The sequence below is a fragment of the Campylobacter concisus genome (assembly GCF_003049085.1).
Taxonomy (GTDB): Bacteria; Campylobacterota; Campylobacteria; order Campylobacterales; family Campylobacteraceae; genus Campylobacter_A; species Campylobacter_A concisus_H.
The window spans coordinates 25,782-45,959 of sequence record NZ_PIQX01000006.1; the positions used below are offsets into that span (position 1 = coordinate 25,782).

The 20,178-nt window shown below is 39.9% G+C and carries 19 protein-coding genes; 17 read left to right on the top strand and 2 right to left on the bottom strand.

The window, feature by feature from the left end:
• Nucleotides 1-3 precede the first annotated feature (3 nt).
• Genes CVT13_RS07815 through CVT13_RS07825 form a run of 3 tightly spaced genes read left to right on the top strand, consistent with a single transcriptional unit; the run spans nucleotide 4 to nucleotide 4,059 of the window.
• Entirely contained in the window at nucleotides 4-1,080 is a 1,077-nt protein-coding gene (locus CVT13_RS07815) for a glycosyltransferase (protein ID WP_107812170.1), read from the top strand.
• Entirely contained in the window at nucleotides 1,068-2,960 is a 1,893-nt protein-coding gene (asnB, locus tag CVT13_RS07820; RefSeq protein ID WP_107812171.1) for an asparagine synthase (glutamine-hydrolyzing), read from the top strand. The genes CVT13_RS07815 and asnB overlap by 13 nt, the downstream gene beginning before the upstream one ends.
• A complete protein-coding gene (locus CVT13_RS07825) occupies nucleotides 2,953-4,059 on the top strand; it encodes a glycosyltransferase family 4 protein (RefSeq protein ID WP_107812172.1) in 1,107 nt (368 codons plus the stop codon). The genes asnB and CVT13_RS07825 overlap by 8 nt, the downstream gene beginning before the upstream one ends.
• A 4-nt stretch (nucleotides 4,060-4,063) precedes the next feature.
• Here the strand turns inward: CVT13_RS07825 and CVT13_RS07830 are convergent, their stop codons facing one another.
• Complete coding sequence (locus tag CVT13_RS07830; RefSeq protein ID WP_107812173.1) at nucleotides 4,064-4,999, bottom strand: sugar transferase; 936 nt, start codon at nucleotides 4,997-4,999, stop codon at nucleotides 4,064-4,066.
• Nucleotides 5,000-5,102: 103 nt separating this feature from the next.
• Between CVT13_RS07830 and CVT13_RS07835 the strand changes: the two genes are divergently transcribed.
• Entirely contained in the window at nucleotides 5,103-6,086 is a 984-nt protein-coding gene (locus tag CVT13_RS07835; protein WP_107812174.1) for a YeiH family protein, read from the top strand.
• Here CVT13_RS07835 and nadD read toward each other — a convergent pair.
• The gene (gene nadD, locus CVT13_RS07840) at nucleotides 6,070-6,951 is read right to left on the bottom strand and encodes a nicotinate (nicotinamide) nucleotide adenylyltransferase (RefSeq protein ID WP_107812175.1); all 882 of its coding nucleotides are present in this window, start codon (nucleotides 6,949-6,951) and stop codon (nucleotides 6,070-6,072) included. The two genes, CVT13_RS07835 and nadD, sit on opposite strands and share 17 nt — an antisense overlap.
• Nucleotides 6,952-7,030: 79 nt before the next feature.
• Here nadD and gap point away from each other — a divergent pair, with 79 nt between their 5' ends.
• From gap to galE, 13 genes are all read left to right on the top strand, one after another.
• Nucleotides 7,031-8,029: a type I glyceraldehyde-3-phosphate dehydrogenase gene (gene gap, locus CVT13_RS07845; protein ID WP_107812176.1), complete on the top strand. Its 999-nt coding sequence runs from the start codon at nucleotides 7,031-7,033 to the stop codon at nucleotides 8,027-8,029.
• Nucleotides 8,030-8,045: 16 nt separating this feature from the next.
• A complete protein-coding gene (locus tag CVT13_RS07850) occupies nucleotides 8,046-9,245 on the top strand; it encodes a phosphoglycerate kinase (protein ID WP_107812177.1) in 1,200 nt (399 codons plus the stop codon).
• 3 nt (nucleotides 9,246-9,248) lie between these two features.
• A complete protein-coding gene (locus tag CVT13_RS07855; protein ID WP_107812178.1) occupies nucleotides 9,249-9,926 on the top strand; it encodes a triose-phosphate isomerase in 678 nt (225 codons plus the stop codon).
• A gap of 438 nt (nucleotides 9,927-10,364) precedes the next feature.
• The gene (gene fabI / locus CVT13_RS07860) at nucleotides 10,365-11,183 is read left to right on the top strand and encodes an enoyl-ACP reductase FabI (RefSeq protein WP_107812179.1); all 819 of its coding nucleotides are present in this window, start codon (nucleotides 10,365-10,367) and stop codon (nucleotides 11,181-11,183) included.
• A gap of 128 nt (nucleotides 11,184-11,311) precedes the next feature.
• Nucleotides 11,312-11,611: a DUF2625 family protein gene (locus CVT13_RS10580; protein ID WP_320205055.1), complete on the top strand. Its 300-nt coding sequence runs from the start codon at nucleotides 11,312-11,314 to the stop codon at nucleotides 11,609-11,611.
• A gap of 747 nt (nucleotides 11,612-12,358) precedes the next feature.
• The gene (locus CVT13_RS10495) at nucleotides 12,359-12,604 is read left to right on the top strand and encodes a hypothetical protein (protein ID WP_234412003.1); all 246 of its coding nucleotides are present in this window, start codon (nucleotides 12,359-12,361) and stop codon (nucleotides 12,602-12,604) included.
• Between the two features lie 19 nt (nucleotides 12,605-12,623).
• On the top strand, nucleotides 12,624-14,378 hold the full coding sequence (locus tag CVT13_RS07870) for a TonB-dependent receptor domain-containing protein (protein WP_234412004.1): 1,755 nt from the start codon (nucleotides 12,624-12,626) through the stop codon (nucleotides 14,376-14,378).
• A gap of 128 nt (nucleotides 14,379-14,506) precedes the next feature.
• Nucleotides 14,507-15,853, top strand: a complete 1,347-nt coding sequence (locus tag CVT13_RS07875; protein WP_107812180.1) for an FAD-dependent oxidoreductase — start codon at nucleotides 14,507-14,509, stop codon at nucleotides 15,851-15,853.
• 38 nt (nucleotides 15,854-15,891) lie between these two features.
• Nucleotides 15,892-16,569 carry a DUF4272 domain-containing protein gene (locus CVT13_RS07880; protein ID WP_234412005.1) on the top strand — a complete coding sequence of 226 codons (678 nt, stop codon included), beginning with the start codon at nucleotides 15,892-15,894 and terminating at the stop codon, nucleotides 16,567-16,569.
• 45 nt (nucleotides 16,570-16,614) lie between these two features.
• On the top strand, nucleotides 16,615-17,673 hold the full coding sequence (locus CVT13_RS07885) for an NAD-dependent epimerase (protein ID WP_107812182.1): 1,059 nt from the start codon (nucleotides 16,615-16,617) through the stop codon (nucleotides 17,671-17,673).
• A gap of 9 nt (nucleotides 17,674-17,682) precedes the next feature.
• Nucleotides 17,683-18,261 carry a DNA-3-methyladenine glycosylase I gene (locus tag CVT13_RS07890; RefSeq protein ID WP_107812183.1) on the top strand — a complete coding sequence of 193 codons (579 nt, stop codon included), beginning with the start codon at nucleotides 17,683-17,685 and terminating at the stop codon, nucleotides 18,259-18,261.
• Entirely contained in the window at nucleotides 18,261-19,109 is an 849-nt protein-coding gene (locus CVT13_RS07895; protein ID WP_107812239.1) for a DNA ligase, read from the top strand. Before CVT13_RS07890 ends, CVT13_RS07895 begins: the two co-directional genes overlap by 1 nt.
• A gap of 80 nt (nucleotides 19,110-19,189) precedes the next feature.
• Nucleotides 19,190-20,173: a UDP-glucose 4-epimerase GalE gene (gene galE, locus CVT13_RS07900; protein ID WP_107812184.1), complete on the top strand. Its 984-nt coding sequence runs from the start codon at nucleotides 19,190-19,192 to the stop codon at nucleotides 20,171-20,173.
• Nucleotides 20,174-20,178 lie beyond the last annotated feature (5 nt).

A 20,178-nucleotide genomic window follows, 5' to 3' on the forward strand; every position in this document is an offset into this window, starting at 1 on the left:
ATCATGAAGAAAATAAATGTATTGCAACTCATAACCGGACTTGGTATCGGAGGTGCTGAAAAGGTAGTATATGATATTTCTATTAATATAGATAAAGATAAATTTAATAATTATGTCGTTTCACTATCTAAACAAAATGATATGCTAAAAGAATTTATAGATTCTGGAACTAGTGTAATATCTTTAAATAAAAAAAAATCTTTGGTTGATTTGTTTTGCATGTTTATAAGACTTGTAAAGTTTGTTTATGAAAAAGATATTGATGTTATTCATGCCCATATGTCGCATTCAATCATTGTTGCTACTTTGCTAAAAATTACGAAACCAAAAATTAAGATTATAACTACATCACATAGCTTAAAAATGGAATCATTGTGTCGTGAAATTTTTCTTTATATATTTAAATTTTTACGTTTTAAGGATATTATTTTTTCTAAAAGAATGGTTAGATTTTTTTATATTAAAGACTATGAGGTTTTACCAAATGGAATTGATGTCTCGCATTATAGTATTGATAAAAAAAAGAATAACAGGTTTACATTTATATCAATTGGAAGACTTGAAGAGGTAAAAAATCATAAAGATATAATAAGAATAGCTTATGAGATGAAAGGTAGGTTTGATTTTGAGCTACAAATAGTTGGCGATGGAATACTTAGATGCGAATTGCAAAAATTGATCGATGAATTAGAACTTAATGACAACGTAAAACTATTAGGATTTAGAAAAGATATTCCTTTGTTGCTAAATCAAGCACATTGCTTTCTACTGCCATCGTTATGGGAAGGTATGCCAATTGTACTTCTCGAGGCTGCTGCTAGCTGTTTGCCAATAATTTCAACCCCGGTAGGAGGAATAAAGGATTTTCTTGATGATACGAATGCAACACTTTCTTCTATTGCTAATTTTAAGCAGGAAATGATAAAAATGATAAATAACTATGATGCTTACTTGGTAAAAGCAAACAAACTTTATTTAAAAGTTAAAAATGAGTATTCAATTAAAGCAATAGTAGAGAGGCATGAGAGAATTTATTTGGAAGCTTTTCAAAAAACAGAAAGCATAACATGTGCGGGTTAGTTGGTTTTATAGATAAAAATAAAAATGAGCAAATTTTAGTAGATATGCTAGAGATACAGGCATATCGCGGCCCAGATGATAGAGGTGTTTTTTTTGATGAAAAAAGTGGCGTTCACCTTGGCCACAACCGCCTATCTATAATGGATCTAAGCTCAAATGGTCATCAGCCATTTGTGAGTGATTGTGGTGGGTATGTGATAGTTTTTAATGGAGAGGTTTATAACTTTAAAGCTATAAAGGGAGAGCTATTAGCCCTTGGCTATAAATTTGTATCAAATTCTGACACCGAAGTTATTTTGTACTCTTATAAAGAGTGGGGTGATGAGTGTCTTGCTAAATTTATAGGAATGTTTGCATTTGCTATTTTGGATAAAAATAAAAATGAGCTATTCTTATGCCGTGATAGAGCTGGTGTAAAACCACTTTATTACTATTTTGATGGTATAAATTTTATTTTTTCTTCTGAGATCAAATCTTTTCACAAGCATCCAAAATTTAAGAAAGAGCAAAATTTAGATACGCTAGCTTATTTTTTCCAGTTTGGCTACATTCCTGCACCTTATAGTATTTTTAAGGATTGTTTTAAACTTCCTGCTGGTTATTATTTAAAATTTGATATTGTCAAAACAACATTTAAAATAACAAAATATTGGGATGTAGGATATTTTTATGCACAGCCAAAATTTAATAAAAACGAGAGTGAAATTTTAAACGAACTTGAAGGTCTTTTAGATAGTGCAATAAATTTACGTACTATCGCTGATGTACCAGTTGGTGTCTTTTTAAGCGGTGGATATGATAGCTCACTGGTGACTGCTTTACTAAGCAAAACGCATAAGATTGATACATTTACCATAGGTTTTGATGATACTAGATTTAACGAGGCTGCCCACGCAAAGCAAGTGGCCGCGCACTTTAGTACAAATCATCATGAGTATTATATAAATGAAGCCGATATGCTTTCATGCATCGACACTCTTTCTTTCTTTTATGATGAGCCTTTTGGGGATAGCTCTGCGGTAGCGACTATGGCAGTTTCAAAAATGGCAAAACAAGATGTAACAGTTGCACTTAGCGCAGATGGTGGAGATGAACATTTTTGTGGATATAGCAAGTATTTCTTTTTATATAAATTTCATAATATTTTTTCTACTTCGTTCAAGAGAAATTTGATAAAAATTGGATTAAATTTAATAAATGAAAAAATAGCCGACATTGCAAATCAAGTCTTACCAAATAATATCCGCCAGACAAATTTTAGAGATAAATTTCTAAAGTTAAAAAGAGCTATAAATAGTAAAAATTTAGACGAAATGTTTATAAATGCAAGTAGTTATGTAGATAGGTCGGACGTAACTAAATTTCTAAAAATAGGGCTAAAACAAGAGTATGTGAATGTGTGGAAAAATGAGCACAAGCTTGATTTTTTAGATCATATGATGATGTGTGATTATAAGCTTTTTATGTGTGATGATGTGCTTACAAAAGTTGATCGCGCTACAATGAGTGTTAGCTTAGAGGGACGTGAGCCGCTACTAGATTATCGTTTGATAGAGTATTTGGCACGCGTTCCAGTAAATATAAAATATAAGAATAATCAGCCAAAATATTTGCTAAGACAAATTCTGTACAAATATATCCCAAAAGATATAATAGACAAGCCAAAATCAGGCTTTCAGATCCCGCTTGCAAAGTGGTTAAGGGGTGATATAAGATGGCTCGTTGAAGAGAATTTGGACTCTAGGGCTTTAAATGATGAGATATTTGATGTAAAACAAATACAAAATTTAAAAGATAGATTTTATGCTGGAGAAGAGCTTCAAAGTCTTATTTGGTTTATGGTGGTTTATCAAATGTGGAAAAGGAGATGGCTTGAGTAAAAGCGTCTTTATGGTGACAAATAGCGCTTGGAGTGGGTACAACTTTAGACTGAGCCTTGCAAATCACCTAAAGAAAAACGGCTTTAAAGTGTCGTTTGTTGTTCCATTTGATGAAAAATACTCGGCTTTATTAGAAGAAGAATTTGAAGTTTTTCATGTAAATTTTGATGCAAAAGGGATAAATCCGTTAGTTGATCTAAAAACTTTTTTTAGTTTGCTAGCCCTTTATAAAAAGGAGAAGCCAGCTTGTGTCTTAAATTTTACTATTAAGCCAAATATTTATAGTTCACTTGCCTGTAAAATTTTGGGCATTTGTTGTATTAGCAATATCACGGGACTTGGGACGGTTTTTATAAAACAAAGTTTTGTCACAAGCATAGTTAAATTTCTTTATAAGATATCGCTAAATGCAAACAAGGTTGTATTCTTTCAAAATTTAGATGATCAAGATCTATTTAAAAATTTAGGCATTATTTCAAAAAGAAAATGCGACCTGCTGCCAGGAAGTGGTGTAGATATAAATAAATTTGCCCCAAGACAAGAGAACAAAAGCGACGAAAAATTTAAATTTTTATGTGTAGCAAGACTTATAAAAGATAAAGGCATTTTCGAATTAGTTGAGGCTGGTAAAATTTTAAGAAAAAAAAGAGATGATTTTAAGATATTGCTACTTGGAGAAAAAAATGTTAAAAATAATACTGCCATTAGTGATGAAGAGTTAAATTCGTGGCTTAAAAACGACTTTTTGGTTTATCTTGGTATGAGCGATGATGTAAGTAAAATTGTAGCTAGTGCTGAGTGTGTTGTGCTGGCATCGTATAAAGAGGGAATGTCAAAAAGTTTATTAGAGGCCGCATCCATGGCAAAGCCATTAATAGCTACAAATGTTAGTGGCTGTAAAGAAATAGTAGATGATGGAGTAAACGGCTTTTTGTGTGAGCCAAAAAACTCTATAGATCTCGCTAAAAAAATGGAAAAAATTTTAAATCTTGATAAAAATATTCTTGAACAAATGGGTAAAAACGGCAGAGAAAAGATGATTTTATCTTTTGATGAGAATATTGTCCTAGAAAAATATACGAAAGCTATTATGGACTAAACAACTAAATACCTTTTTTGCCTAGTATTATCTCAAATGTTTTAAATATAGTTTTTATCTCTAGCCAAAGCGACCAGTGTTTGATGTAGTAAAGATCATACATCAGCTTTTGCTTGGCGTCATGTGTATTTGCGCCATAATGGTAATTTACCTGTGCCCAGCCGGTAATCCCTGGGCGGACGATATGGCGTTCATTGTAGTAAGGTATCTCTTTTTCAAAGAAATTTATCCAGTATCTTCGCTCAGGCCTTGGACCTATCAGATGCATTTGCCCTCGAAGCACATTTATACACTGCGGCACCTCGTCTATACGAGTTTTTCGCATAAATTCGCCAAATTCAAACACTCTCTCATCATTTTCACTAGCAAATTTTGCTCCATCTTTCTCGGCATCTTCCATCATCGAGCGAAATTTTATACATTCAAATTCCTTGTTATTTAGACCAACTCTACTTTGTAAAAAGTAAAGGCTTCCAGGCGATTGCACGTCTATCTTTCTTTTTACATAAAATTTTAGGCCAAAAAGCAAGATAAAAAGTATTAAGCAGCTAGCATAATCGATCATCCGCTTGAGTGTGTAAGCAAAGGCACCATAAGGCCTTATCTCATCTAAAAAATTAAGATTTTCACCATTTTCTGGGATATAACATTTGTGCAGATAAATTTCTAAAAAATTCTCTACGTTTAGAAATTTTATCTTTTTATACTTCGTTTTAAACTGCAAAAGCGTGAGAAATCTCACCAGTTTGCCATCAACTGGCTTTGCGGTATTTAGCACGATTAGCCTTTGATCGCCTGATTTTATGAGATTTTCTAGTGCGCTTCGCAAGGCTTTTGCGTCGCTATTTTCATGGGATAAAAAATTTACTTGACCAAATTTCTTTCTAAGCTTTTCTAGTTCTAAGCTGGTAAAAGCATATTTTTCGCCAAGGATGATCATAGTCCTATCCCTTTATCTTTATTTTAAATTTGCATTATAAAATTCGTCTAATTATACCCAAACGTGCTAATTGCATTTTTAAAAAAAGAGTTAAGGTTAAAATATGTCTCATAAATTTCTTGCTGTGCTTGTTTTAGCGCTGATTTGTGCCATTTCTTTTATGCTCTCAAACACGATTTTAGCTAAATTTCACACCAGCCCGCTCATTATCTCTATCATTTTAGGCGCCATTTTTGCAAATCTTTTTACAAAACAAACTCAAATTTTAAAAAGTAGTGGCGTCGTAGCGATCGCTGGGAAGCAAATTTTAAGACTTGGCATCGTACTTTTTGGCTTTAATATAAGCCTTAGCGAGATCGCAAGTGTCGGCACCATTGGCGTGATATATGCAGCTTTTATGGTATTTGCGACCTTTTGCTTTGCGCTTTTTACCGCTAAAGCTTTGGAGCTTAGCAAAGATAGCGCTGCGCTCATTGGCTCAGGAGCTAGTATATGCGGTGCAGCTGCTGTTATGGCTACTCAAAATGAGATAAAAGCAGACGCAAACAAGCTTGCTATCGCTATTTGCACGGTGGTACTTTTTGGGACGATTGGTATGTTTATCTATCCATTTATCGCTAAATTTCTAGCTCTCACGCCGCACCAAACCGGTTTTTTTATCGGTGGCTCGCTTCACGAAGTAGCCCATGTAGTGGCAGCCTCAGCGGCATTTGATAGTACAGCAAACAGCACCGCCGTCATCATAAAAATGCTTCGCGTCATCATGCTAGTACCTTTTTTGTTTTTGCTAAATTTCTTAAATTTAAGCCAGAATAGCGGCGGCTCAAAGCTAAAGAGCATACCATGGTTTGCACTATTTTTCCTAGTGGCGATCTGCGTTAGGTCTTTGCCATTTTTCCCTGAAAATTTGGTGCAAATTTTAAAGCTAGCCGCCAGCATTTGCCTTTGTGTTGCGGTGTGTGCTTTGGGATTTGGGATAGATAGGAGTATATTTAAAGCGACTGGCAAAAAGCCATTTTTGCTAGCATTTTTTATATTTTTATGGCTTATTTGCTCATCGCTTATCTTTGTTAAGACTCTTTGCTAGTTTTTAGCTTTTGCAAAAACTCTTCGATGTTGTATTTTGCTCGATAAGCTGGGCTTAAAAGATGTACTAAGATGTCGCCAAGGTCCATCACGATCCAATCAGGCGAACTCTCAGTGCCTATAAATTTTTCTCCAAGAGGTTTAAGTTCCTCTTTTAGATCCTCGCTCAGTGAGTAAGCGTGCCTCTCGCCAAGTGTTGTGGCGATAACTACGGCTTTTACGAAATAATCATCTCCACTCATATCAAACACTTGTATCTCTTCAGCCTTTTTTGCGTCTAAAACCTTAACTATACTTTCGGTGCGCTCTTGCATCGATCTCTCTTGCATTTTTAATCCTTGGTAAAAATTTATAATTTCATTTTTTATCTTGCTAGGCAGCTCATCAAGCCCCTTTTGATGCCTGATCTGCGACGAGCTAACATCCACGTGTACGTCCATTTTTTGTAAATTACGTGGAATTTCTATGTGATTGCGCTTGGCGATCACAAACTGCACTAAATTTTTTAGCTCCTCGTACCCGTGCCATTTATCAAGTGTGGCTAGGTGGTCCGCGCCTATTATGAGATAAAATTTTTCTATCTTGAATTTCTCATACAAATACTTAACCGTCTCTATGGTAGGCACCGGGCGAGCTAAATTTATCTCATAGTCAGAAATCTCGACCTTCTCTAGGCCGCCCCAAATTTCTCTTATCCACTTTAGGCGAAGCTCTGGTGGAGCTGAAAATTCGCTCTTAAAGGGACTTATAAAAGTTGGCATGATGATGAGCTTGTCAATATCTAGGCCACTTAGTGCCATTTTTACAATACTATCGTGTCCTAAATGAACTGGATCAAAGCTCCCGCCAAAAAGTGCTAACTTCATCTATTAAAGTGCCTTGTTTATATTTGTTTTAAAATTCTTTTTTGTAGAATTAGGCGTAATTATATCAAAAGGAGCTAAGATGTCAGTTAAAGTAGCAATAAACGGCTTCGGGCGTATCGGCAGGTGTGCCGCTCGTATTATTTTAGAGCGAGACGACGTTGAGCTTGTCGCTATCAACGACACGGCGACGCGCGACATGACGCGCTATCTGCTCAAATACGACAGCGTGCACGGCGAATTTAAACAAGACGTTAAGGTGATAAGCGACGATTTTATAGAAGTAAACGGCAAAAAAATAAGAGTTTTTTCAACAAGAGATCTAAACGAGCTTAGCTACGCAGACTACGGCGCAGACGTAGTTTTGGAGTGTACGGGCAAGTTTTTAACCACTGAAAAATGCGAACCGTATTTAGCTCGCGGTATCAAAAAAGTCGTCATGAGCGCTCCGGCAAAAGACGACACGGCGACGTTCGTAGTCGGCGTAAACGACGATAAATACGCAGGCGAAGCTATCGTCTCAAACGCAAGCTGCACGACAAACGGCCTAGCTCCCGTCGCAAAGGTGCTAAACGATAAATTCGGCATCGTAAAAGGGCTCATGACCACGATCCACGCCTATACAAACGGCCAAAGCTTGGTTGACGTGAAGGCCAAAGACTTCCGTCGCTCGCGCGCTGCAGCCCTAAATATCGGGCCTACGACCACAGGAGCCGCCAAAGCGATCGCCAAAGTGCTTCCCGAGCTAAACGGCAAGATGCACGGCCAAGCCGTCCGCGTGCCGGTCGCAAACGTCTCGATGGTCGATCTAACGGCGGTTTTAAAAAGACCGGCTGGCAAAGAGGAGATAAACGAGGCGTTTAGAGCGGCTGCGGAGTCAAATTTAAAGGGGATTTTATTTGTCGATGACGATTATAGAGTGAGCAGCGACTTTTGTACGAGCGCATACAGTAGTATCGTGGCTAGCGACACTACGCAGGTTATTGCGGGCGATATGGTGAAGGTCTTTGCATGGTACGACAACGAGTGGGGCTACTCGACAAGGCTTGTTGACCTAGCTAAGATCGTGGCTACGAAGTAAATTTAAAGGGTGAAAAATGAGTGAAATTTTATCGATCAATGATCTTGAGCTCGGCGGCGCGAAGGTATTTGTTAGGTGCGATTTTAACGTGCCGATGGACGAGTTTTTAAACATCACCGACGACCGCAGGATCCGCTCGGCGATACCAACTATTCGCTACTGCCTAGATAACGGCTGCAGCGTGGTTTTGGCTAGCCACTTAGGACGTCCTAAAAATGGCTTTGAGGAAAAATTTTCGCTGCGAGGCGTGGCAAAGAGGCTTTCTAGGCTACTTGATAGAGACGTGATATTTGCCGAGGACGTCGTCGGCGCGGATGCCAAAGCTAAAGTCGCCGCGCTAAAACCGGGCGAAATTTTACTTCTTGAAAATTTGCGCTTTGAAAAGGGCGAGACCAAAAACGACGAGGCGCTAGCCGCTGAGCTCGCTAAATACGGCGAATTTTACATAAACGACGCGTTTGGCGTCTGCCACAGAGCTCACAGCTCGGTCGAGGCGATCACTAAATTTTACGACGAGAAGCACAAAGCGGCGGGATTTTTGCTGCAAAAGGAGATAAATTTCGCCCAAAATCTCATCAAACACCCTACGCGCCCGTTCGTCGCGGTCGTCGGCGGTAGTAAGGTTAGCGGCAAGCTGCAAGCCCTGCACAACCTGCTTCCGCGCGTGGATAAGCTGATAATCGGCGGCGGCATGGCGTTCACGTTTTTAAAATCGCTCGGCGAAAATATCGGAAATTCGCTGCTCGAAGAAGATCTCATCGAGGACGCGCGCGAAATTTTACGCAAGGGCAGGGAGCTTGGCGTTAAAATTTACCTACCAGTAGATGTCGTCGCTGCTCAGACATTTTCAGCTGAAAGTGCCGTAAAATACGTCCCAGCCCAAGAGATCCCAAATGGCTGGATGGGGCTTGACATCGGGCCTGCGTCGATTAGGCTATTTAAAGAGGTCATCGCCGATGCGCAAACCATCTGGTGGAACGGACCTATGGGCGTTTTTGAGATGGATAAATTTAGCAAAGGCAGTATCAAAATAAGCCACGCTATCATCGACACTCACGCGACAACCGTCGTTGGCGGTGGCGATACGGCTGACGTGGTCGAGCGCGCAGGAGATGCTGATGAGATGACATTTATCTCAACTGGCGGAGGTGCGAGCTTGGAGCTAATAGAAGGCAAAGAGCTGCCTGGCATAAAGCCGCTTAGAAAAGAGGAGTAGGTCTTGAAATTTCTAGCGAATTTAAAGTGCAACCACACAAGAGCAAGCTTTAGAGAGTACGCGAAAATTTTAGACGAAAATTTAAGCGCAAACGACGACGTGACGGTATTTCCTCCGTTTAGCGCGCTTGATCTTGCGGCTCATAAATTTAAACTCGGCGCGCAAAATTTCTATCCGTGCGAAAGCGGTGCTCACACCGGCGAGATCGGCAAGGCGATGCTGGACGAGTTTGGCGTAAAAAGTGTACTGATCGGACACTCCGAACGGCGCGAGCTGGGCGAGAGCGAGGAGCTTTTACGAGCTAAATTTGGCTTCGCCGTAAAGGCGGGCTGGCAGATTGTCTACTGTATCGGCGAAAATTTGAGCGTGAATGAAAGTGGAGCGACCAAAGAATTTCTAAGCCGCCAGCTTGAAAATATAGACCTTGGCTACGAGCGGCTGCTGATTGCCTACGAGCCCGTGTGGGCGATAGGCACGGGCAAAAGCGCGAGCACAGAGCAGATCGAAGGAGTTTTAAATTTCATTCGCGAGCAGACGAGAGCGCCGCTACTTTACGGCGGCAGCGTAAATGTCGCAAATATCGGCGGGATAGCGGGTATCGCAAGCTGCGATGGAGTGTTAGTAGGTACGGCGAGCTGGGACGCGACGAAGTTTTTGGAGCTTATGCGCGTTGTCTCGTGAGCGTCTTTTAATGAGTTGGAAATTTTAAGTCTGCGACAGGCTATGTGCCTAGTCTTGGGGCGAAATTTACTGCGAAACATTTAAATCCGCCTAGTGATATTTCCGCTTGTCGATTTATATTCAAAATTTGACGTTTTGTTAAATTTGGATTGCAAAATTGTAAGTCGCCTAGTCTAGCTTCGCAATACTGTCGCTATCCAATTTGGTTTCAAATTTGGCGTTTTCGCGAGATTTCGCGAATTTTAATTTATAGAATTTTAAGTCAAATTGCGAAGGATTTTTCGCTTAGTTAAGGTAGAATTTAAAAAATAAGCAGAGTAAGCATATAGTTTTTGAGTAGTGCTTTTAAAATTTTAACGAAAGATAAATAACTCTGCTTGTAGCTGTAAGCTTGTGAAGCAGAAAAAGTTAAGTAGCTTTAATAAAAAAGGAGAACAAATGATACTAAAAGGCAAAAAAGGCCTCATCGTCGGCGTCGCTAACGCCAAATCCATCGCTTACGGCATCGCCGAAGCTTGTCACGCCCAGGGTGCGCAAATGGCGTTTACATACCTAAATGATGCTCTTAAAAAGCGCGTAGAGCCGATCGCAGAGGAGTTTGGTAGCAAATTTGTCTACGAACTTGATGTGAATAATCAAGCACATTTAGATGGACTTGCGGATCAAATCAAAGCAGACCTTGGCGAGATAGATTTCGTCGTGCATGCAGTGGCTTACGCACCAAAAGAAGCGCTTGAGGGCGAGTTTGTAAATACGACAAAAGAGGCATTTGATATAGCGATGGGCACTAGTGTTTATTCGCTACTAAGCCTTACTCGCGCGGTCCTACCGGTGCTAAAAGAGGGCGGCTCGGTGCTAACTCTTACATATCTTGGCGGACCAAAATTTGTGCCACACTACAACGTAATGGGTGTTGCCAAAGCAGCACTTGAGAGCTCAGTTCGCTACCTAGCACATGACCTTGGCGCTAAAAACATCCGCGTAAATGCGATCAGTGCAGGTCCTATCAAAACGCTTGCTGCAAGCGGAATAGGCGACTTTAGGATGATTTTACGCTACAACGAAGTAAATAGCCCGCTAAAACGCAACGTCACGACTGAAGACGTCGGCAACAGCGCGATGTATCTGCTTAGCGACCTTGCTAGTGGCGTGACCGGCGAGGTGCACTACGTAGACTGCGGCTACAACATCATGGGCATGGGCGACGTGGCTACCGACGCCGAGGGTAACACGATTTTAGCTTGGGACGCAAAATAATCTACTAATACAAATTTGGCGGGGTGACTCGCCAAACTCTTCTTTTAAATTTCATTAAATTTATTGTAACTGTACACAATAAGAGCTCTAGGGTGGCTTATAGATACAAATAAGCCAGGCTTGGGAGCTTGGTCGAAGAACGGCTAAATAATCTAAAAATGGGTGAAATTTTACTGCGTGATGAGAGCAGGGCGCAAAGCGAGCTTTTAGGGCTTCAGGTAGCTACTTGCTCACCGATGGGAGCGCTTATTTATGGGTGTGGTGGCATCGTGATGAATAGAGGTTGGCTGCGCCTGCTTGGTTCAGGATGCGAGCAGATGAAGTGTGGAATTTATAGCTTTAACCTTGGCAAAAGCTTTAGTGAGATAGGACATATATCTAGCTATTTGCTCGTGGCAAACGATATTTTGGGTAAAATTTTGCGCTAAATGGCGTAACCTTTGGTGGCAAAGCCGGCAATGTCTTTTACTGCATGCCAGACAAGCGGCAAATGGGAAGATGCGCAGCTTGGCTACTCGCAGTTTTTATACTGGGCGATATGCGGCGATATATCTAAATTTTATGAGCTTTACCACTAGGATGACTGGTTCGAGGATGTAAAAAATTTTAGCCTTGATAAGGTGATGTTTGCATTGCTGCCGATACTTTGGCAAGACACCAACGTAAGTCTAAGACTAAAAAATATGAAAAAGGATGATATTTTCATGAATGAATTTTTCAATTTTGTCTTCAAGGGCGTCTAGTAAATTTATATGATACTTCCAGCAGATCCAAGAGTTTTGCTCTATCTTATTTAAATTTTAAAATTTCTTCATAATCTACTTAAGAGTGTTTATAAAAAACAATTCTGAGCGCTAAAAAAGTAAAATTTATTTTATGTTTTTTAAGCCTTTCTTGATAAAAATTATCTATAAAATTTAAGAATTTTTATACTTGTAAGAAATTTTCTATTAAAAATTAACCTTATTTGCTACCTTGATAAAATCATATAATTTTATCCTTTATTTCGATATCTAATTAATTTATTAGATAATTAGAATTTAAAAATAGTTTATATTTTTATCTAAAAACTCAAAAATTTATATAAAATTTATACTTAAGATTATAATATTCAATCTCAAAAATTATGCTATAAAATTAAAATAGTAATTTTAATAATCAAACTAGGAGGAGAGATGAGATTTAAGGGCTTATTTAAGCTCTCTCTTGCAGCAAGCGTGGCAGTTTGTGCAAACGCAGCAGACGAGAGCGTATTAAGCGGAGTTGAGGTAACAAGTAGCAGTGGCGGATACGGCGTTGATGACATCAAAATTTCAACTAGAAACGCTGGCCTAGTAAAAGACGTGATGAGAGATATTCCTGGTGTTTATGTTGGCGGAACAAACGGCATGAATCAAAAAATTTACATGAGGGGGCGTTAGCGATCGCGGTCTAAATATCATGATAGATGGCGCGAAACAAAATGGAAATACATTTCACCACAACGCTGACTTGCTGATCGATCCAGATCTTATAAAAGCTGTTGATGTCGAGGTTGGCTCAAGATCAGTGGTAAATGGCTCAGGCACGCTTGGTGGTTCGGTCGCCTTTAAAACGGTGGACGCAAAAGATTTGCTAGAAAGTGGTGAGATTATTGGCGCAAAGATAAAGACAGGATACGCCTCAAACAACGACGAATTTTCGCAAGGTCTTATGATCTTTACTGCACCAGTTGAAGGGCTTGATTTTATAGCTGCTATTAATCACAAGGGCTACGACTGCGGCAAAAGCGGCAACAAAAGAAAGATAGGCGGCGACGGAAACGATCTTAGCTATCTTTTAAAGCTTGGTTATAGCTTCCTTGATGCACATAGAATTTCTATCTCAAGAGAACATAATGAATTTAAAGGCATGTATCCAATGAGAGCTGAGTTTGGCAGCTGGTATACTGGTCGATTTCCTGTTGATAACCGCAAATACGAGCGTGATACGACAACGCTAAAATACGAGTATAAGCCTAGTGATCTTTTGAATTTGGAGGTAACGGCATATAATACCGAGCACAAAAAAGATGACCCAGTCTTAAAAATTTTAGGCGTAAAGACAAACGGCATAAATGCAAAGGCTAAAAGTGTAGTAGAGAGCGGCGCTTTGACGCAGACATTTAGATATGGTGCTGAGTTTTATCAAAGTAAAAATTTTAACAAACCAGACAATCGCTACCCAGAAAAGGTAAATAACTACTCGATCTACGCAGAAGATGCGCTAAATTTTAGCTCGCTAACCGTTACTCCTGGCGTCAGATATACGCACCATGAGCTAAAAAGCTATGATGGCAGAGCTGGAAATGTAAAAAGCTACACCTATAAATTTAACGAATTTACCCCAGCGCTTGCGCTTGATTATGAAATTCTTAAAGGGCTTAACGCATTTGCAAGCTATGCGAGGGTCTTTAGAGGACCTGACGTCATGGAGTCGATGATGGCAAGCGGAATTAGCAGGGGCAGGGCACTAAACTGGGAGGCAAATAAAGATCTAAAAGCGACAACTGGCAACAGCTACGAAACTGGTCTTAAATACCATGGCGACATAAGTGAAGCTAGTTCATATAGCCTATCTGCAAAATACTTCATGACAAAATATAAAAATTTAATAGTTGATAACAACACAGCAAATGGAGCTTTAAAGAGGATAAACGCTGGCGGGGCTGATATAAGCGGCGTCGAGCTACTTGCAAGGCTAAATTTAGACGCACTAAGCCTAGCTGCTAGCTACACTCATCAAAAGGTAAAATATAGAAATAGGGTATTGACATCTTGTTCGGTGGGGGTTGTTGGGCCTTGCTATGCGACATCAAACGTCATTGGCTACCGCGATCAAGGTGATAAATATACATTTAACGCCGAGTACGCATTTTCAAGGATCGATACGCTAATAGGCTACAACCTAATCTACTTTGCCTCAAAAAATACCATATCAGCTGGCGATAATAAAAATGTCAAGATGCCAAGCTACGCAGTTAGCGACATCTACGCTACCTATGCGCCAAGCAGCGGTAAATTTAAAGGTCTAGAGATAAATGCTGGAATTTATAACCTCTTTAACAAAGCCTATACTTCACAATCTCTGAGGGTAGCTACATATACAGGCAACTCAAATACGATAGACTGGGAGCCAGGTAGAAATTTCAAAGTAAATGTCTCTTATAAATTTTAGCTTTATGGCAAGGTGAAAGCCTTGCCAAATTTCACTTTTACACAGCCTATTTTTCACACCTCGCTTTTTGCTGTTTGATTTAAATTTAATATAGTATCATTTGTGCAACTAAACTTTCAGGGGAGAAAATGAGGCAAAAGCACTTTGAAGTGGCAATTGTTGGAGCGGGCATTAGCGGGACGGCACTCTTTTACGAGTTGGCTGCATTTAGCGATATAAAAAAGGTCGCGCTTTTAGAAAAATATGACGGCGTAGCGACGCTAAATTCAAGCGGCAAGGGCAACTCACAGACCATCCACTGCGGCGATATAGAGACAAACTACACGCTAGAAAAGGCAAAAAAGGTCTCGCAAGTGGCAAACATGCCAGTAAAATACGCTCTAAAATACAACTTAGAGGGCAAATATATGTTTGCTCATCAAAAGATGACGCTAGCCATCGGAGATGCCGAAGTAGAGCGCATCAAGGAGCGATATGATAGCTTTAAAGAGCTATTTGCTTATCTTGAAATTTATGACAAAGAGAAGTTAAAACAGATCGAGCCAAACGTCGTTTTTGACGCAAATGGCAATGAGAGGCCAGAAAGCATCATCGCCATAGGCACGCAAAATGGGCAGTTTACGACGATGGACTTTGGTGGCTTAGCAAACTCACTTGTGCAAAATGCGCTGAATTTAGGCGCAGATGGCTACGAGATCAGTCTAAACTCAGAAGTAACTGATATAAAAAAGGCGGGCGATACATTTCACATAAAGATAAATGATGGCGAAGCGATCACTGCAAACTACGTTGTAGTAGATGCTGGAGGACACTCGCTATTTTTGGCTCATAAAATGGGTTATGGGCTTCATCTTAGCACACTGCCCGTTGCTGGAAGCTTTTACTTTGCAAAAAAACGCCTACTAAACGGCAAAGTTTATATGGTGCAAAACGATAAGCTGCCATTTGCTGCGCTTCACGGCGACCCAGACATCCTAGCTAATGGAAACACTCGTTTTGGCCCAACAGCCCTAGTTATACCAAAACTAGAGAGATATCACGGCTGTTCAAGCTTTTTTGACTTTTGTAAATGCCTAAAATTTGATAAAAATGTCTTTGAAATCTTTACAAATCTCTTAAAAGATAGCGACATCAGATCTTATATTTTAAGAAATTTCTTATTTGAAGTGCCATTTATCAATAAAAAAGAATTTGTAAAAGACGCTAGAAAGATCGTACCAAGCCTAAGTGAAAATGACCTAAGCTATGCTGTAAATTTTGGCGGCGTAAGGCCACAAGTTATCGACCGTAATAAAAAGTGCCTTGAGCTTGGCGAGGGCAAGATAAGCACAGGCGAGGGTATAAGTTTTAATATGACTCCAAGCCCTGGGGCTACAAGTTGCTTTGAAATAGCAAGAACTGATATGATCGAAGCCTGTAAATTTTTAGGTAAAAATTTTAACGAAGAGAAATTTAACGCCGAGTTTTTTGGGTAAAAATGGGAGTGTTTGATATTTTTAAAAAAGGTGCGGATATGCCAAAAACAGCGCAACAAAGAAAAGATGAGAGTATAAAAATTTTAAAAAAAGAGGGTGTGGCTGTGCTTGAGAGTCTGCCACTAAGGTATGACAATAGTGAAGTTACGCCAAGAAGCGTTGATGAGATCATTGCTCGTGCGGTTTGCTCATTTACGGCCATTATGTGTGCTTGCACTATCCGCGACAATGGACACCTAAGTGAAGATGAGATAGCTTGGGCTAAAGACTTTTTGGGCGATTTTTATGATGATTTAAGTGTAAAAGAAAAAGAGGTCGTAGAGGGAAGGGCTGATATAAATTCGGCTGTAAATATGGGCTGGAAGTATGAGTCGCTTTGGATCTTGCTTTGGGTACTTGGTATTGCTGAAGATATCGGTAAGATGGATAAAATTTGCGACTGTCATTTTGTGATGGGTATCTTTAGAGAGGGTGGACTCAAAAACCGCTCAAAACCGCGCAGTTTGGATGAAATTTTAAACAAACTTGACCTAGTTTATCGCTACCACTGGGCGTGTGTGGATGCAAGGGTAAATGGCAAAAAGGTTGCTGGACTTGACGAAGAGATCGTTATGGAAAGACGTGCAGGGCTTGAGTGGTTATGTTGCAAAGGACAAGAAAATGATGATATAAAGTCTGAATTTAACGCCTGGGACTACCCTGATCTAAATACGTAAATTTACATTTTTGCACTAAAATAAGCCAAAAATGAAAGGAAAAATATGAAAATTTTAGTAACTGGAACAGCTGGATTTATAGGATTTCACCTTGCAAATGCCCTTGTGGCACGTGGCGATGAGGTTGTTGGGTATGACGTGATAAATGACTATTACGACGTAAATTTAAAGCTTGCACGCCTAAAAACGGCTGGCTTTGAGACTAGCGAGATAGACTATGGCAAGCTTATCACCTCAAAAACGCATCCGAATTTAAAATTTATAAAAGCAGATCTCGCTGATGAAAAGACGATGAAAGAGCTTTTTGCCAAAGAAAAATTTGACGTAGTGGTAAATTTAGCTGCACAAGCAGGCGTTCGCTACTCGCTCATAAACCCAAAAGCCTACATAGACAGCAATATCACGGGTTTTATGAACATCCTAGAGTGCTGCCGCCACAATGAGATCAAAAATTTAGTCTATGCAAGCTCTAGCTCGGTTTATGGCCTAAATGAGAACATGCCATTTTCTACGCACGAGGCGGTAAATCACCCTATAAGCCTCTACGCAGCGACTAAAAAGAGCAACGAGATGATGGCACACACTTATAGCCACCTATTTAATGTGCCAACGACTGGACTTCGCTTTTTTACGGTGTATGGACCATGGGGACGCCCTGATATGGCGCTATTTTTGTTTGTTGATGCTGCGCTTAAAGATAAAACTATCGACGTCTTTAACTACGGCAAGATGAAGCGCGACTTTACCTACGTGGACGACATCGTAAAGGGTATCATCAAGTGCATCGACAACCCTGCTAAGCCTAATCCAAACTGGGACGCAAAGCACCCAGATCCTGCCACTTCAAAAGCTCCTTTTAAGGTCTATAATATCGGCAACAACAGCCCAGTCGAGCTAATGGATTACATAAAAGCAGTTGAGATAAAGATCGGCCGTGAGATCAAGAAAAATTTCTTCCCACTTCAAGCAGGCGACGTGCCAGCGACATTTGCTGATGTGAGCGATTTGGTGGCTGACTTTGACTACAAGCCAAATACAAAAGTAAACGACGGCGTGGCTAAATTTGTCGAGTGGTACTGCGAGTTTTACGGAGTTAAGATTTAAGGGACGCAGATGAGGCGATGCGAATGGGCAAAAGGCGAGCTTGATATAGCTTACCACGATAACGAGTGGGGCAAAGTCGTAAAAGAAGATAGAAAATTTTTCGAAATGATAGTTTTGGAAGGCTTTCAGGCGGGACTTTCGTGGCATGGAGTGCTTCAAAAAAGAGAGGCCATGAGAGAGGCGTTTGATGGCTTTGATCCAGAGAAGATCAAGCTTTACGGCGAGGCTGAGATAGCGAAATTTATGCAAAATGAGAGGCTGATCCGTAATAGATTAAAACTAAAATCACTCGCTATAAATGCCCTTGCATTTTTATCCGTAACGCAAGAATTTGGTAGCTTTTATGACTATCTTTGGGGATATTTGTTAAGAAAATTTGACCCAAAATTTGACGGCAAGCAGATCATAAATCACTATCAAGATATCAAACAAGTGCCAGCCACTACGCCGATGTCTGATTTTGTGGCAAAGGAGCTAAAAAAGCGAGGGTTTAAATTTTTAGGCTCTGTTAGCACCTATGCATTTTTGCAAAGTGTGGGCATTGTAGACGATCATATGGATTATTGCTTTTGCAAGGCAAAAGCTTGATTAGAATATTTTTTGCGGTTTTACTCCTTTTAAATTTTGCATTTTCTCTTGATTTGCTGCGCCTTAGCGAGTATAAAGATCAAAATGTCTCAGGCTGGCTAGCTAGCGAAAAGCTTGATGGCGTGCGTGCCTACTGGGACGGAGAGAATTTACTCTCAAGGCAAGGCAAAAGGCTGAATGCGCCGCTAAGTTTTACTAAAAATTTCCCAAAATTTGCACTCGATGGCGAGCTTTACGCAAAGGAGCTTAAATTTGAAGAAATTCAAGCAATAGTGATGGATAAGTTGCCCGATGAAAAAGCTTGGCATAGGCTAAAATTTCATATTTTTGATGTGCCCGAGGCAAATGGTGGCTTGCTTGACCGTCTTGAAGTTTTAGCTAAATTTCTAAAAAATGAGCCAAATGAAAATTTGATGATCATAAAACAGATAAAAATGCGAGATAACGCTCAGTTTTTGAAATTTACTGAAAGTATCATCGCAAAAGGCGGCGAGGGAGCAGTCGTGCGCGAGCCAAATGCGCCATACGAGAGAAAACGAAGCAAAAATGCACTGAAATTTAAAAAATTTAAAGATGCCGAGTGTGAAGTAATCGCTATAAATAAAGGTAGCGGCAAATATGCAAAATTTATTGGCTCGCTTACATGCAAAGCGCTTGGTGGCAAGCAGGGTGAAGAAAAATCTGGTGAGCCAAAATCTGGCACTATCTTTAAAATAGGCTCTGGACTAAGCGATGAAAAGCGCCGAAATCCCCCAAAGATAGGCTCCATAATCACATATAAATTTCAAAATTTAACCTCTAACGGCAAGCCAAGATTTCCTATATTTTTGAGGGTTAGAGAGGATTAAATTTTATTCAAAAGCCTTGCTTTACTTTTGCTTTACTCTATTTTTGATAAAATTAACCACTTTTTATGAAAGGCTTAAACTTGAAAATTTTAGTAACAGGTGGTGCTGGATACATCGGCAGCCACGTAGTAAAAGCACTTTTAAAGCAAGGCAAAGATGAGATAACCATTATCGACAATCTTTGCAAGGGTTCACAAAAAGCACTTGAGGCGCTTCAAAAAATCGGAAATTTTAAATTTATAAACGCAAATTTAGAAGATGATCTAAGTGAAATTTTTGAAAGTGGCAAATTTGATGCGATCATCCATTTTGCAGCGTTTATAGAGGTTTTTGAGAGTATGAGCGAGCCGCTAAAATACTATCTAAACAACACCGCAAACGTCGCAAGGGTGCTAAGATATGCAAAAGCTTACAATGTAAATAAATTTATATTTAGCTCAACTGCTGCAGTTTATGGCGAGCCAGACGTGGCGGAGGTGAGCGAAACAACGCCTACAAACCCGATAAATCCATACGGCAGAAGCAAGCTCATGAGCGAGCAGATCATCAAAGACTACGCCGCTTCAAATGAAAATTTCAAATTTGCGATTTTGCGCTATTTTAACGTGGCAGGTGCAGACGAAGAGGGACTTATCGGTCAAAACTATCCAAATGCCACGCACCTTATCAAGGTGGCTGTGCAAACTATACTTGGTAAGCGCGAGAGCATGGGCATCTTTGGCGATGACTACGCGACAAAAGATGGCACATGTGTAAGAGACTACATTCACGTTAGTGACCTAGCAGATGCTCACATCAGTGCGCTAGAGTATATCAGCCAAAATGGAAGTGAAACTTTTAACGTGGGATATGGCAGAGGATTTAGCGTAAAAGAGGTCATCGAAACTGCAAAAAAAGTAAGCGGAGTAAATTTTAAAGTGCTAAATGCGCCAAGAAGGGACGGCGACCCAGCTATCCTTATCTCAAACGCAAGCAAACTACGCTCGCTAACAAGCTGGAAGCCAAAAAGAGACGATCTAGCGCTCATCATAAAAACTGCCCTTGAGTGGGAAAAGAAAATTTAAGGATA